Genomic DNA, 14,398 nt, shown 5'->3' with positions numbered 1-14,398 from the left:
CGATCCTCTGCACGGATCGCGCGGCTCGGCCCGAGCGGGCCACGGCGAGGGCACGCCCCTTCGCCTGGCATCACGCCGCGCATCAGGGAGTCGATGGTGCCTGACTGGCCGGCGCTCCCCTGGATGCCTCCACCGCGGTCTCTCCGGCACGATCCAGGGCCAGCTTGAACAGGATGGGACCCACCACCTCGTTGAACGCGACGCACGCCACCACGAGCGCGCGGAAGCCGCTCCCGAGACTGGGAAATGCCCGCTCCATCACCAGCCCCAGCCCGATCGACAGGCCCGCCTGCGACACCAGCCCCGCCGAGGCCCACCGGGTGATGAGCGGTGAATCCCCCGCCATGTGGCTACTGATGCGCCCTGCCCCCCAGGTGATCAGCGCGCGGGACACGCCGAGCAGGAGCGCCACCGGCCAGAGGTCTCGGAGCAAGGGCAGATCCAGGTGCGCCCCCGCCGTCGCGAAGAACAGCACGAACACCAGGCTGGCCGCGTCCTCCACCGCGTGCAGCAGCTTCTCTCCCTGCTTGGAGAGGTTCATCACCACGAACCCTGCGGTCATGAACACCAGCAGCGCGTCGAAACGCAGGTAACGCAGCACTTCCGTCGCCCCGAAGCCCAGCGCGACGAACACCAGGATGAGCTGGCGGCCCACGATCCTCAGGTAGGCGGCGAGCGCGAGCCCCAGCGTCGTGCCGATGGCGATGCTCCCGAGCAGCTCGTGGCCCAGCACCTCCAGCTCACGAAGCGACATCGACGAGCCGGGCTCGATCAGCGGACGCACGGCGCTGATCGAGCAGGCCGCCATGGTGATGACCACGATGTCGCTCGTCATCACGAACGCGAGGGTGTGCATGGCCAGCGGGCCGCTCGCCCGCGTCTGCGAGAGGATCCCCAGCGTCGCCGACGGGCTGCGGCTCACGGCCAGCACCCCCCAGAGCACCGCCACGCCCGCAGCGGCCGAGGTGGAGAGCTCCGCCATGAAGGGGATCCAGCTCCGGACGGCGTAGAAGATCGCCGTCAATCCGATGAACACCAGCACCGTCTGCATCAGCAGGTGGATGGCGATGCTCTTCAGCACCTTGCGGACCATCTCGAGCTTCAGCTCGGCGCCGCCCGCGAGGGCGATGAGCGCTAGCGCCAGCGCGTTGACCCCGGACAGCTCGTTCACCGTGTGGTGGTCGACGAGGTGGAGCACGTGCGGCCCGGCGAGGACACCGGCGAGGATGTAGCCCGACAGGTGAGGCAACCCCAGCGGCTCGACCAGCTCGCTCGCGAGCGTCCCCGCGAGCAGTAGGAAACCGGCCGCCGCGATCGTCGCCGCCGGCCCGTTCAGGCCGGGCACCGCTTGTGTTCCTGCGTAGAGCACCGCGAACAGCAGCAGGAGCACCACCGCATGGGTGAGGTGCTGCGAGAGCCGCCTGGGGCGTGCATCACGCGCGGCACTCATCGGCTCTCCTGCTCCAGAAGAGCCTCGGCCCTCTGGCTCCCTGGGTCCACACGCTCGGCCTCCGCGGCGCTCTCCCCCGCGCGGTCCAGCGCCAGCTTGAACAGCACCGGCCCTGCCAGCTCATTGAGCGCGACGCAGGCCACCACCAGCGCACCGAAGCCCCTTCCCAGGCTCGGGTACGCCCGCTCCACCTCGAAGCCCAAACCGAGCGCGAGCCCAGCCTGCGACACCAGCGCCGCCCACGACCAGCGCCGGAGCACGGGCGCGTCACCAGCGAGCCGACCAGCGAGCTTCGCCGCGCCGAAGCTCGCCAGCGCGCGCGATCCACCGAGAAGGAGGGCCACCGGCCACATCAGCCCCAGGAGCGGCAGGTCCAGGTGCGCGCCCGCCGTGGCGAAAAAGAGCACGAACACCACGCTCGCCGCATCCTGCACGGCCTGGATCAGCTTCTCCCCTTGCGTGGACAGGTTCATCACCACGAACCCCGCCGTCATGAACACCAGGAGCGGGTTGAACTGCAGGTAGCGCAGGAGAGTCGTGGCACCGAACCCCAGCGCGACGAACACCAGGATGGTCTGTTTCCCAACGAGGCGCAGGTATGCCGCGAGGGCGAGGCCGAGCGTGGTCCCGAGCGCGACGCTCCCGAGCAATACCCGACCGAGTGCTTCGAAGTCCTTCATCGCCATGGTCGCCCCGGGTACGACGAGAGGCCGCGCGACGGTGATCATGAAGGCCGTCAGCACGATGGCGAGCACGTCGGAGGTCATCACGAACGCGAGGCTGTGCTGGGCGAGCGGCCCCGTTGCCCGGGTCTGCGAGAGGATGCCCAGCGTCGCCGCGGAGCTGCGGCACATCGCGAACGCCCCCCACAGCAGGGCAACACCGATGGCCGACGTCACGGAGAGGGCCGCGGCGAAAGGGATGAGGGGCCGCGCGAAGTAGAAGACGGCCCCCATCACCGGCAGCACGAGCACGAGCTGCAGCACGTGATGGAGCGAGATGCTCTTCAACCCCTCCCGGAGCATGGCCATGCGGAGCTGCGACCCGCCCGCCAGAGCGATCAGCGCCAGCGCCAGCGAGTTGACGCTGGACAGCTCCTCGACCGTCTCGTGATCGACGAGGTGCAGCACGTGCGGCCCGGCCAGGACACCAGCGAGGATGTAGCCCGACAGGTGAGGCAACCCCAGCGGCTCGACCAGCTCGCTCGCGAGCGTCCCCGCGAGCAACAGGAACCCGGCCGACGCGATCGTCGCCGCAGGGCCGTGCAGCCCGGGGACCGCCCGTGTCCCCGCATAGAGCAGCGCGAACAACAGAAGGAGCACCAGCGCGTGGATGACGTGCTGACGAGCTCCCTTGGGCATCGCGTCGGGGTGAGCGCTCATGCTTTGTCGTCCTCCGGGTCGGGGATGCTGGGGAGCCGCTGCGGTCCGGGGACGGGGAGGTCGCCAGCCCCCGAGGGATCCGTGGTGGCGGGCACGACGCTCGGCATGGGTGTCACGCCAGGGATGGGCGTCACGCCCGGGGTGGACGCCCTCGGGACCTCACCCACCGGCACGGGACTCGTCGAAGCTCCCCGGCCCAGACGCCCCGGCCGCGGAGGAACCTCGCTGACGGGCGCGATCTCCCCGGCACGGCGAAGCATCGAGCGCAGCGACACGGGCCCCACGAACTCACCGAAGACCGTGGCCACCGCTGCCGACAGCAGCACGGCATCCCCCACATTTCCAGGGAACCGGAGCGAGAACGCGAGACCCATGCTCATCGCCACCGCGCCACACGACAGCATGCTCAGCCCCAGCGCAGGCGGCGCGCTGCTCGCTGGCCCGCAGACCTGCCGCACCACGAGCCCGGCGCCGAGCTTCGCCAGCACCCTCGCCATGAGCGCCACACACGCCAGCGGCAACAGGTAGGCCGCCGCGAGCGGTCGGACGTGGGCTCCCGCCAGCATCAGGACGGGCAGCAGCACCGGGCGTTCGGTGGGCGCCACCATGGCCACGATCTCCCCGCGGTGCCGTGAACCGCCTGCGATGGTGACACCCATCACGAAGGTCGCGAGCAGCGGCGAGAGCCCGAAGCGCGCAGCGGTCCCGATGGTGAGGAGCGACGTGCCGAGCAGCACGCCCCAGCTCTGGATCAACCGGAAATCGCTCCCGAGCAGCACCACGGCGATGAGGCCCAGCGCGACCCCCACCCCGATCGTGATCGCCGTCCACACGTAGACGGGGATCGCCCAGGCCCCCTGCGCGGCCGGCGCGAGAGCAAAGGCGACGCCCATGATCAGCAGCGGCCCGAGATCGTCGCTGTCGGCGAGATCGTCGATGAGGCTCGACAGGCGCCCGCGCGCCCGGTAGCGCTCCACCACCCATGCAACGGCGTGGCGCGTCGTTTCTCCGCAGGCTGCCCCGACGCCGAGGGCGAGCACCGTCCTGTCTCGTCCTTCCAGGTCCTTGGCGAGGACGCCCGCCGCGAACCAGACGGCAGCCGCCACCACGCCGCCCACCCCCAGGGACAGACCCACCCCGAGCGCAAGACGCCCGGGTCCCACGCGACGCTCTCCGGAGAAGCCGAACCCCAGCCCCACCACGAGCGCCAGCCACCCGAGGGCCACGTCGGTGACGGGCTCGAACAGCGACAGCGTGGGTCCCTCGACCAGCCCCAGCACGAAGGGACCGAGGGCGAAGCCGAGCACCACGAACTCCGAGCCCGAGGGCAGCCCGTAGCCCCGCAATGCGTGGCCGCTCACCAGGAAGCTGCCGATGTACGACAGCAGGAGGAGGCCCATGAGGAGCCAGACGGCATTCAAGGGGCGTCACCTCGCGTCGTCGCCCTGCCTGGACGTCGTCTCTCGGGAGGCCTTCCCAGTGCAACGCCGCCCGCCGACAGCGCCGCTGCCGCTGCCGAAAGCCAGCGCCCGCGCGCGTTGCGGTCCTCGGACACCATCGTGGCCCGGAAATGCGCCCCCTCCACGTCGATGCCCACCAGCGCGACACGCGCCCGACCGCCGATGCCGGTGGCCGCGCGGGCCAGGATCTCCTGGACGCGAGCGAGATCCGCGTCCGGCGCCGTGCTCAGCTCGATGACCACGAGCGGATGTTTCCCCAGCACCCGTGTCGGATGCACCAGGCTCAGCAGGTGCGGCACCCGCACGGGGCACCCGTCCTCGTCCTCGATCCTCACCTCCAGCAGCGAGATCTCGCGTACCCGGCCCAGGCGGCCTCCGACCTCGACCATGTCGCCCAGCCGCATCCGGCGCCCGTAGACCACTGCGACGCCCACCGCCGCCGACGACAGGATCGGCGTCGCTGCGAGCCCCATCGCCACGAGCACCACCAGCCCGGCGCGCGACATCGCGCCTTCCTCGACCCCGGTCACGAGAGGCGCCGCGAACACCAGCGCGCCCACGGCGATGGCCGTCCGCACCAGCACCCCGGTCGGCATCGCCAGATCGGGGGGGAGCCAGCCCACCTTGGTCTCTTCGCGGGCGATGCTTCCGAAGAACAACCCGACGAAGCGCAGCAGCACCAGCACGACCAGCGCCGCGAAGGTGGCAATCACCATCACGGGCACGCTCCCCGCGACGCGCCCCACCAGCGCCGACACCGGAGCAAGCACGAAGCCGGTGAGCCGCTCGCGCATGCTCGCGGTCGCCTCGAACAGAGAGAACGAGAAGATGAGCCACGTGTAGATGACCCCGACCTGGGCCAGTACCCGCAGCACCCCGAGCGATACCGACAGCGCCCCCTTGAACGCCGCCGGCCGGAGGATCTCGATGCCTCCCACCACGATGGCCGGCAGCCGGTCCGGGTGATCCGCGATCCAGCCACGCACGCGCTTCACGAGCTCTCCGAGCTTGCGGAAGAGCGCGAGCGCGATGAGCCCGGAGAAGACCACCAGCGAGACCGAGAACACGAGCTGCGCGGCGCGGCTGCGGCTGTGTTCCCGGGCCAGCATGTCCCGCACGCGGGATGCCACCGTGTCCGCGTGGATGCTCACCGAGGCGTCACCGGCGGCCTCCGCGTCCGCGAGGCCGAGCTGGATGAGCGGGCTCTGCCCGACGTAGATGACCGCCATGTCGCCGTTCAGATCGACGCGGACCTCGGCGACCTCCGTCGCCTCCTGGGCGGCGGCCTCCAGCACCTGGACGGCAGCGCGCGCGCGCTGCTCGGGCGTGCGACCCCCACGCGGCCCCCGGACCACGAACACTGTGCGGTCCATGAACCGGACGGGCGCCTCTTCGAGGGGCTCCGAAGGCGCGGGGGGAGGCATCGACGGCGGGAGCGCCAGGGTGGGAACGGGAGGCGGGACCGCCACGCTCGCCGTCGGGAGCGGGGGTCGCCGGAGACGCGGGGGCTCCGGCGCAGGCGCCGTCTCGAAGATGTCGTCGTCGGAGGGCAGCTCCTCCGGCGACGCACCGCCATCGGTGGGCGATCCACCGTCGACCTCCACGGCGAGCGCGCCACCGTCCGGGCGTACGCCCCCGTCCGCATCGAGCGACGCACCCGCGTCGAGCAGCGCGCCACCGTCGGCCCTCGGCCCCGCGTCGGTGCGCGGTCCAGTCTCCGCACCGATCCCCGCGTCGAGCGCGTCGTCGGCCAGCGCGGTCGCGGCACGTTGCGGACCACGCGCCGCAGTGGTGGCCCCAGCGTCGACGGCCGTCGCGGGCGCGCTGCGCTGAGCCGCCACGCCTCCGGGCGACAGCAGCACCAGGATCGCGGCGAACGTGGTGGCCACGGTCCTGCCTGCTCCGGGGCTGGAAAAAAGCCGCTTCACGCGCCGAGCTTCTGCGGAGCCGGCGACAAGGTCAAGCCAGGGGATTCCCCAGCGATCCCAGGAAAGCCGCCAGCGTCAGGAAACGGGTGGCCCGGCGGCGCAACGCAGCCCGATCACCCCATCGCGTCGCCACGGCTCACCGCGGCCGCGGTACGAGACCCGCGCGATCAGCGCGCCGATGCCCCAGCCTCCGCCGCGCAGCACACGGCAGCGCGCGTGGGCCGTCCTGCCTTGCTCGTCGAGGATCGGCATCTCTGGCACCGCGCTCTCGTCGAGCGCCACCAGCCGCCCCGACTCACCCGCACGCTCATACGCCGCCCAGGCGCCGGGATCGTACCAGTCCATGCACCACTCCCACACATTCCCCGCCTGATCCCAGGCGCCATACGGCCCGCTCCCCCCCGGGAAGCAACCGACGGGTGTGACCCGCTGGAAACGAAATCCCGTGTTGGCCTGGTACGTGTCCCATGGCCCCGTCCACGGATATTGCCGCTCCGGCGCAGGGTTCGCCTCGCCTTCTCCGAGCACGAGCCCGCCGCGCGCCGCCTTCTCCCACTCCGACTCGGTGGGGAGCCGAATCTGCCAGCCTGGGGGCAACGCCGACTTCCGACGCCGCTCGAGCCAGCGACAGTACGCCTCGGCCTCCCAGTACGACAGCCCGGTCACAGGCGCGTTCCAGGGCCCTCGCCGCTGCACCGCCCACCCCTCCGGCGCCGTCACGTGCCCGCGAAGCCGGAACGCCCACCCTGGCTCGGACCAGAACGATCGCGCCTCGTACCCTCGGTCCTCGACGAAGCGCGTGTACTCCTCGATCGTCACCGGCCAGCGCTGGATCTGGAACGCATGCAGCCACGGCACCTCGTGCCCTGGTCGCTCGTCCTCCATCGCTTCCTCGTCGCGCGCCGGCGCGCCCCGGAAGAAGGCGCCCTCCGGCACCTCCACCCACCGGAGATCGGTGGTCAAGCGCGGATCCCCCACCCGACCCAGCGCCTCGCCGACCCCCACCCGGAGCAGCTCCGGCGCGCCTGGGTCTGCCAGCACCCCCAGCATCGCGTCCCGCTCCTCGCGGATCGGCGCGAGCAGGAACGGCTCCAGATCGAACATCGCCACGTCCGCGAGCAACGACACGGCCCCCGCCGCCCCGCGCGCGCGCTGCAACAGCGGACGCTCCGGCGACCCGGAGAGCGACGAGAGCAGCCGGGACAGCGCCCTCGGACGGTGCGCCGCCAGGATCCCCACCCCGAGCCGCAACGTCTCGCGGAAGCTCGGCTCGTCCACCCGCGCCGCGACCACCTGCTGCAGCTCGGCCTCCGTCAGGTCCGTGAGCTGCACCGCCGCGAGGTACTCCTGGAGCGTCCGGTGCGCGAAGCGGCAACGCTGGTCCGCGCTGATCCGCACGATCCCAGCCTCGCGCGCCTGCGCCTCGAGCAGCGCGGTCGCCTCCTCGCGCAGCGCCTCGTCGATCTCGGATCGCGCCTCCGACGCCCGCTCCTCCGACGTTCGCTCCTCCGACGTTCGCTCGGCCAGGCCGCCCTCGGCGCTCCCTGAATCGGCGTGCTCAGGCTCGCTCAGCTCTCGCCCGGAGAGCCGCCGCGCGACCACCTCGGCGAGCACGTCGAGCTGCTCTGCCTCCCGCAGATCCTCGGGCGCGCTCAGCGCCATCAGGTGCCACGCCACCGCCGACAGCCCGCCATGCACCACCGCGCGCCGGAAGTGAGCGTGTCCCTCGAATGGACGGAGCAGCACCTCCAGCGCCGCCTCGTAGAGCAGCGCCCGCTGCTCCGGGATGTGCCCCCGCCGGTGGTACACGAACGCCATCTCGGTGAGCAGGAGCGGCTGCCCCGCGAGCGCAACCAGCGCCTCGCTCGCCTGGATCGCCGCGCGCAGCGACGCCACCTGACGCGCCGCGTGCGGGTGCTGCTCCAGCCGCACCTCCGAGGGGATCTGCTCCGCCGCGCGAACCCACTGGGTGATGAAGTGGTCCACCTCCACGGGCTCGAGGTCGAGGAGCTGCGCCTCCACGAACGGCGACACGAGCCGCGCTCCTCCCCCGTATCCAGCGGGCCGCGTGGTCACCACCATCGTCCCGGGGCCTTCCACCGCCGCGAGCTCTCGGGCCAGCGCGACCAGGGCCTCGACCACCTGCTGCCGGTGCGCGAGGTCGGGGATCTCGTCGAGGCCATCGAGCAGGAGGGTCACCTGCCGCGCCAGGAGCGCCTCATGGAGCCATGCCTCCGACAACCCACCTTCACGCGCCGCCCAGTCCGCGATCGCGGCGACCAGACCGCCTGCGCCACCACCGGCGCGCAGCCCCCCAGCGATCTGCGGCAAGGGGACCAGCAAGGGGAGCGACTTCTCCCCGCTCGCCTCGAGCAGCAGCAACGCACGCGCCGCCGCATCCCCCGCGAACGCCCTCGCGCCCAGGTAGGCCAGCCGGCGCAGCAGCGTCGTCTTCCCGCTCCCGGGCCCTCCGATCAGCGCGAGGAACGTCGCCTTCCCCCACAGCTCCATCACGCCCGCGCGCGCGGGCAGCTCCCCGGCGCCGCGCGCGGCCGGCCCCTCCGGCTCGCTGGCGCTCCTTGCCTCGGCGCCCAGCTCCTGCGCCCGCAGCGGCACGAAGACCTGCTCCAGCGGGATCCGCAACGCGTTCGCACCGCTGCTCAAGCCCAGCAGCGTCGCCCACCGCGTCTCGTTCTCGAGCCGGCGCAGGTACGTCCCGACATCGCCTGGCGCTGCGCTCCCGCCGCCCGCTCCCCGCGCTCGCCCACGCCACGGCAGCGGCACCGGCGTCCCCATCGACACCACCACGCCACCGCGCCGCGCCTCGGGCTCGGACGTCAGCGCGACCGGCGTCACCAGCGTTCCCGACTCCCCCACCTCCACGAGCAGGGCTCCCCCCTCGTCGACCGCCCCATCCAGCGCGCCCCCTGCCGCGAGGATTGCCGCCCCCGCGCTCCCCTCCGCGAGCACCGCGCGCTCCCCGCTCGGCCGCCCGTGGAGCACGAAGTCCACCCCCTCCATCAGCAGCTCGCGGATCGCCGCCTGCTCGAAGTCCCGCAGCCAACCCAGCGGATGATGCAGCAGCGCCACCCGCACCTCGGGCCGCTCCCCGTGCAGCTCCTCCTTCAGCGCGGCGAGGCCCTTCCGGACCACCCCTTCCCCCACCAGCAAACGCCCCCTCGCCCCGTCCTCGTGTGCGAGCCACGCGGAGTTCAGCCCCAGGACCCCCACGCGCCGCCCGGCCACCGTACAGCGCGCGAGCAGGAACGGCCGCTCCGCCGAGAGCTGGAGCCCGAACCCGTCCCGCTGCAGCGCCGAGAAGGCATCGAAGCGACGGAAGGCGATGGCCCGATCCTCGATCCCCTCGGGCCCGAAGAACGCCTCGGCCGCCGCCCGATCGTCCAGTGACAGCGAGAACCTCGGGCTGACGCGCGCCCGGTCCACGTCGTGGTTCCCTGGCACCACGAAGATGCGTTCGATCGGGACCCCGGTCGCGCGCGCCAGATCTTCGAAGAACCACCACGCCATCCGGTACTGCTCGGGCTTCCCCGACAGCGCAACGTCGCCCGTGCAGAAGACGAGATCCGGGCGCCTGCCCGAGAGCGCTCCCCCCTCGCCGAAGGCGCGAAGGAGCCCCTCCAGGGCCTGGGGCCTGCGATGTCTCCCGCCCTCGCCGAGACACAGATCCGACAGGTGGAGCCAGCGTAGCGGGGGCAAGACGTCACGCCTTTTCCCCGGCTCCGGCATCTGATGGAGCGTGACCGACATCATCCTCCCTCTCCGGGCGCGCGCCTCGCACCTCGCGATGAACGGGCTCTACGCTACCCGCTTGCCCCGCCCAGGCTCAACCCACCGAGCACGACCTCCACATCACCGCTCCGTCGTCCAACCCCGCGACTCTCCAGGCCTTCGACCCGGTGAAACGGTGACCCCGAGCACCGGACCCGATGGGGACGGTTCACGCTTGACGCTCGGGAGGCGTTCGGAGTTTCTGGCCAGGCGGCGCCTCTCCACCGCACCAGGCTGTACTTGAACATTCTCACCATCACGCTCGTCGCCTTCGCCTTCGGCTTCATCGGATCCATCCCGCTGACGGGCCCCGTCGCGGCGATGGTGCTCAGCGCGTGCGTCCAGAAGCAGTACGGCCTCGCCGTGCGCATCGGCCTCGGCGCCGCCGTCGCCGAGGCCTTCTATGCCACGGCAGCGTTCTGGGGGTTCTCCCGGTTCCTCGCCGACAACCCGCTCGTGCTCTCGCTCTCGCACGGCCTCAGCGCCGTCGTGCTGGGCGTCCTCGGGCTGTACTTCATGCGGTGGACCCCGTCCGAGACCGCGCAGCCCGGCGAGGAGAAGCACCTCCGGGGCTTCGTGCTGGGCTTCAGCGTCTCCATCCTGAACCCCACCCTGCTGGCCACCTGGAGCACGGCCGTCGCGTACCTCTACTCCCGCCAGATCGTCCCCTTCACCGAGCTGGAGGCGATCCCGTTCGGCCTTGCCGCCGCCGCGGGGGTCGCAGCCTGGGAGGTCCTCCTCGTCGCCTTGCTCCGCCGCTACGAGGCGCGCTTCCCTCGCCGCGCCCTCGCCTGGCTCATCCGCGGCATGGGCCTCTTGCTCCTCGTGATGGCCGTCACGGCTGGCGTGGACTTCGTCCGGGCGATGCAGCAGCGCTGAGACGTCCAGGCGATGCCACGCTCGCCGAGCCACGCCGCATTGGCCGATTCGCGCCCGTTTCTACCCCTGTACGATTTTCCTGAGCCGTCACGCCCTCGCCCGGGCGACTACTGCCTCGCGTGGCCACCGTCCCTCCCACCTCTGCCTTTCCTCCCCCCTCGGGCCTGGCTCCACCTGGCCTCCGGCTCGCCTCGGTGCACCACCTCCCCCTCGCCCAGACCGACGACGCCGCCCTCGCTCGCGCCGCGGCGGAGGGGCACCCGGCGGCCGCGAGCGTCGCCTGGGACCGTTTCTCCCCCCTCGTGCGCGGCCTGCTCCGCCGCTCCCTCGGCCCCTCCGTCGACGTCGAGGACCAGGTGCAGGAGGTCTTCCTCCGCTTCTTCCGCCAGATCCCCACCCTCCGCGATCCGGCGCGCGTCCGCAGCTTCCTCATCGGCATCACCGTCCGCGTCGCCGGCACCGAGATTCGCAAGCGCCGCGTCCGCCGCTGGCTCCGGCTCACCGACACCGGCGCCGTCCCCGAAGAGAGCACCACCCTCGACGAGGACGCCCGCGAAGCCGTCACGCGCCTCTACGCCATCCTCGACGGCATGGGCGCCGACGAGCGGCTCGCCTTCGTCCTCCGGCACGTCGAGGGCCTGGAGCTCACCGAGGTCGCCGCCGGCCTCGACGTCTCGCTCGCCACCGCCAAACGGAAGCTCGCCCGCGCGACGGCGCGCGTCTTCGCCCGCGTCGAACGCGATCCCGTCCTTTCCGCGTACCTCGGCCCGCGCCCCCGCACCGACGAGGAGGGAGTGGAATGAACCAGGACATCGACACCGCCCCCCTGGCGCCCCGCGAGGCCTTGCTGGCCCGCACCGGCAAGCTCCTCCGCGACGCCACGCCAGGCCACACCACCCCCGATCGCCACCGCGCCGGCAAGGCGGCCCTCATCGCCGCCCTCGACCGACGCGCGACTTCCGCGTCTCCCAGGCGCGCCCGGGCCATCGCCCTCGCCGCACTTGCGGCCTCTGCGCTCGCCCTCGCCGTGCTGTTCGCCTGGCCTCCGGCGCGCGTCAGCGTCGTCCAGATCGACGGCGGCGCGATCGCCGCAGGCGGCTACATCGCCTCCGCGCCCGATCGTGCAGCCGCCGTCCACTTCAGCGACGGCAGCGCCATCACCCTGCGCGAGGGCGGACGAGGGCGCATCGCCGACCTTCACCAGCGCGGCGCCCGGATCGTCCTCGAGCGAGGCGACGCCGACGTCGCGATCGCCAGGCGCCCGGGAGCTGCCTGGGCCATCGAAGCTGGCCCGTTCGTCGTCGCCGTGACCGGCACGGCGTTTCAGGTCACCTGGTCCTCCGAGCGGCAGGTCTTCACCGTGCACATGCGCGAAGGCTCGGTCCTCGTTCACGGCCCCATGACGCCCGAAGGCGTCTCGCTCGTCGCCGGTCAGCGCCTCACCGCCCACGTCGCCGAGGGGCGTCTGCACATCGAGACGGACGGCGTCGCGCACGCCACCGCACCGACGAGCGCGCCCACCTCGGCCGAGACCGCACCCGCGCCCGCGAGCGCCACGGCGGCCTCGACCCCCACGACGCCATCGACCCCCACGACGCCATCGACCCCCACGACGCCGTCGACCTCCACACCTCCCGCGAGCGCCCCGCCGGCCTCCTGGAGCGCACGCCTCGCGACGGGCGACTTCGCCGGCATCGTCGCCGACGCCGAGGCCCGAGGGATCGACACCACGCTCCAGCAAGCGTCCCTCGGCGAGCTGGGCACGCTCGCCGACGCGGCACGCTACGCCCGCCGCAGCGACCTCGCCCAGCGCGCTCTCTCGACGCAGCGCAAGCGCTTCCCTGGCACCCCTCAGGCGGCGACCGCCGCATTCCTCCTCGGCCGCATCGCCGACGATGGTCGCGCCACCGCGGCAGCCATCACGCTCTACGATCAGTACCTCGCCGAGGCCCCACGCGGCACCTTCGCCACCGAAGCGCTCGGCCGCAAGATGGTCGCCCTCCAGCGCAGCGCAGGCCCTGCCGCCGCCGCCGCCATCGCCGAACGCTACCTCCGCCTCCACCCCGAGGGCCCCCACGCCGCCGCGGCACGCGCCATCACGGCCCACCGCCCAGAGAGCGACCCGCAACCCGACCACGAGCCGCCCCCGAAAAGTGACCCACAGCCTGAGCGCCCCCCACAGCCCGAGCGCGACCCGCGACCGAAGAGCGACTCCCCGTGACGGGTCCCCGCCTCCGGCGCCTCGCAGCGATGCTGCTGCTCGGCGCCGCCTCGACGCTGACGTCTCCTGGCGCGTGGGCCGTCCCGCCCCGCGTGCTGCTCGTCCAGCCCGCCGCACCCGATTGGGCCACGCACGCGATCCTCCTCCGCCTCCGCGCCGAACTGCACGCCGCAGGCTTCGAGGTCCGCGACGCCGCCCCCGACGATCTCTTCGACGCCGCCCCTCCCCTCGACACCGCCGCCACGCCCCCCCAGCCCTCAGCCGCCGAGCCGCTCCGCGACCCGAGCCCGACACCACCTCACGACACCGCTCCCCCTCGCAGCCCCGAAGCGTCTCTGCCTCCATTTGCTGCGCTCTACGTCGTCCCCACCCCCACCGGCCTCTCCGTCGACGTCCACTTCATCGACGGAAAGCTCCCCGCCGTGCGCCGCGTCCCTGCAGAGCGGAGCGCCGCGACGGACAGCGCCGTGAGCCTCGCCATTCGGGCCGTGGAACTCCTGCGCGCGCGTCGCCTCAGCTTCGCAACGCCCCACGACCCTCCCCCTTCAGCTCCTCACCCTCCCTCCTCTGCGCCGGACGCCCTTGCACCGGACACCCCGTCCTCGACCGACGACAACGTCCCCCCGCAGCCCCGCGCCACCGACCCACGCCCGCAACCTCCACCTCCCTCGCGTGTCACCCCTTCTTCCCCGCCGCGTCCCTCTCCAGCCGCGGCTTCCCCGCCCCTCTCCACCTTCCGCCTCGAAGCCGCCTTCGGCGTCCTCGTCAGCCCCGGCAATTTCGGTGTCGCCGCCACGCCCGTCCTGCGCGTCGCCCGCGCCGCTTCTCCCTACGCCTTCGGCCTCACCTGGCTCTCCACGCTTCCCACGCGGATCTCGAACCCCAGCGGCGACGTCGACATCACCCAGCAGCTCGTCACCCTCGACGTCACACGCAACTTCCTCATCGCCGACGCCCCCTTGCGTCCCACGCTCGCCGCTGGCATCGGCGCCTACCGCGTGGGCGCCGAAGGCCACACCCGAGGGCCTTACCCGAGCCGCACCGTCCAGGCGTGGACCGCCGCCTTCCAGCTCGGTGCTGGCCTCCGTGCCCCCCTCGGCGAGCGCATCAGCGCCACGCTCGACGCCGACGCTCTGCTCCTCCTGCCCGAGCCCGTCCTTCGCTCCCCGGGCGGCGTCCGTGATCGCGCAGGCATCCCTTTGCTCCGCGCCACGCTCGGCCTCGCATTCACGGTCGATCCTGGAGCTGCATTTCCTTGAGCCGTCGCGACCCCCACCTCGCGACTACGG

9 protein-coding genes are annotated in these 14,398 nt (G+C 72.4%); 4 read left to right on the top strand and 5 right to left on the bottom strand.

Annotation, left to right across the window (positions count from 1 at the left end; genetic code table 11):
* Nucleotides 1–82: 82 nt before the first annotated feature.
* The 5 genes from CMC5_RS21750 to CMC5_RS21730 form a co-directional block, all read right to left on the bottom strand.
* Entirely contained in the window at nucleotides 83–1,450 is a 1,368-nt protein-coding gene (locus CMC5_RS21750; RefSeq protein WP_082362681.1) for a cation:proton antiporter, read from the bottom strand.
* Nucleotides 1,447–2,832, bottom strand: coding sequence for a cation:proton antiporter (locus CMC5_RS21745; protein ID WP_050432214.1), 1,386 nt, complete (start codon nucleotides 2,830–2,832; stop codon nucleotides 1,447–1,449). Before CMC5_RS21745 ends, CMC5_RS21750 begins: the two co-directional genes overlap by 4 nt.
* A complete protein-coding gene (locus CMC5_RS21740; RefSeq protein WP_050432213.1) occupies nucleotides 2,829–4,253 on the bottom strand; it encodes a cation:proton antiporter in 1,425 nt (474 codons plus the stop codon). The genes CMC5_RS21745 and CMC5_RS21740 overlap by 4 nt, the downstream gene beginning before the upstream one ends.
* Entirely contained in the window at nucleotides 4,250–6,181 is a 1,932-nt protein-coding gene (locus CMC5_RS21735) for a mechanosensitive ion channel domain-containing protein (protein ID WP_050432212.1), read from the bottom strand. Before CMC5_RS21735 ends, CMC5_RS21740 begins: the two co-directional genes overlap by 4 nt.
* A gap of 114 nt (nucleotides 6,182–6,295) precedes the next feature.
* The gene (locus CMC5_RS21730; RefSeq protein ID WP_218920026.1) at nucleotides 6,296–9,937 is read right to left on the bottom strand and encodes an SUMF1/EgtB/PvdO family nonheme iron enzyme; all 3,642 of its coding nucleotides are present in this window, start codon (nucleotides 9,935–9,937) and stop codon (nucleotides 6,296–6,298) included.
* A gap of 312 nt (nucleotides 9,938–10,249) precedes the next feature.
* Between CMC5_RS21730 and CMC5_RS21725 the strand changes: the two genes are divergently transcribed.
* From CMC5_RS21725 to CMC5_RS21710, 4 genes are all read left to right on the top strand, one after another.
* The gene (locus CMC5_RS21725; protein WP_050432210.1) at nucleotides 10,250–10,888 is read left to right on the top strand and encodes a LysE family translocator; all 639 of its coding nucleotides are present in this window, start codon (nucleotides 10,250–10,252) and stop codon (nucleotides 10,886–10,888) included.
* Between the two features lie 119 nt (nucleotides 10,889–11,007).
* The gene (locus tag CMC5_RS21720; protein WP_245677687.1) at nucleotides 11,008–11,691 is read left to right on the top strand and encodes an RNA polymerase sigma factor; all 684 of its coding nucleotides are present in this window, start codon (nucleotides 11,008–11,010) and stop codon (nucleotides 11,689–11,691) included.
* Nucleotides 11,688–13,109, top strand: a complete 1,422-nt coding sequence (locus CMC5_RS21715) for a FecR domain-containing protein (protein WP_050432209.1) — start codon at nucleotides 11,688–11,690, stop codon at nucleotides 13,107–13,109. The genes CMC5_RS21720 and CMC5_RS21715 overlap by 4 nt, the downstream gene beginning before the upstream one ends.
* Nucleotides 13,106–14,368: a hypothetical protein gene (locus CMC5_RS21710; RefSeq protein WP_050432208.1), complete on the top strand. Its 1,263-nt coding sequence runs from the start codon at nucleotides 13,106–13,108 to the stop codon at nucleotides 14,366–14,368. The genes CMC5_RS21715 and CMC5_RS21710 overlap by 4 nt, the downstream gene beginning before the upstream one ends.
* Nucleotides 14,369–14,398 lie beyond the last annotated feature (30 nt).

Origin of the sequence: Chondromyces crocatus (assembly GCF_001189295.1) — a bacterium.
In the GTDB taxonomy this organism is placed as follows: Bacteria; Myxococcota_A; Polyangia; order Polyangiales; family Polyangiaceae; genus Chondromyces; species Chondromyces crocatus.
Note: the sequence above shows the minus strand (reverse complement) of the source record. Positions and strands in the feature narration are given on the sequence as shown.

Coding starts and splice junctions, on each gene's coding strand:
- CMC5_RS21745 (WP_050432214.1), bottom strand. CDS start 2,832: ATGAGCGCTCACCCCGACGCGATGCCCAAGGGAGCTCGTCAGCACGTC.
- CMC5_RS21750 (WP_082362681.1), bottom strand. CDS start 1,450: ATGAGTGCCGCGCGTGATGCACGCCCCAGGCGGCTCTCGCAGCACCTC.
- CMC5_RS21715 (WP_050432209.1), top strand. CDS start 11,688: ATGAACCAGGACATCGACACCGCCCCCCTGGCGCCCCGCGAGGCCTTG.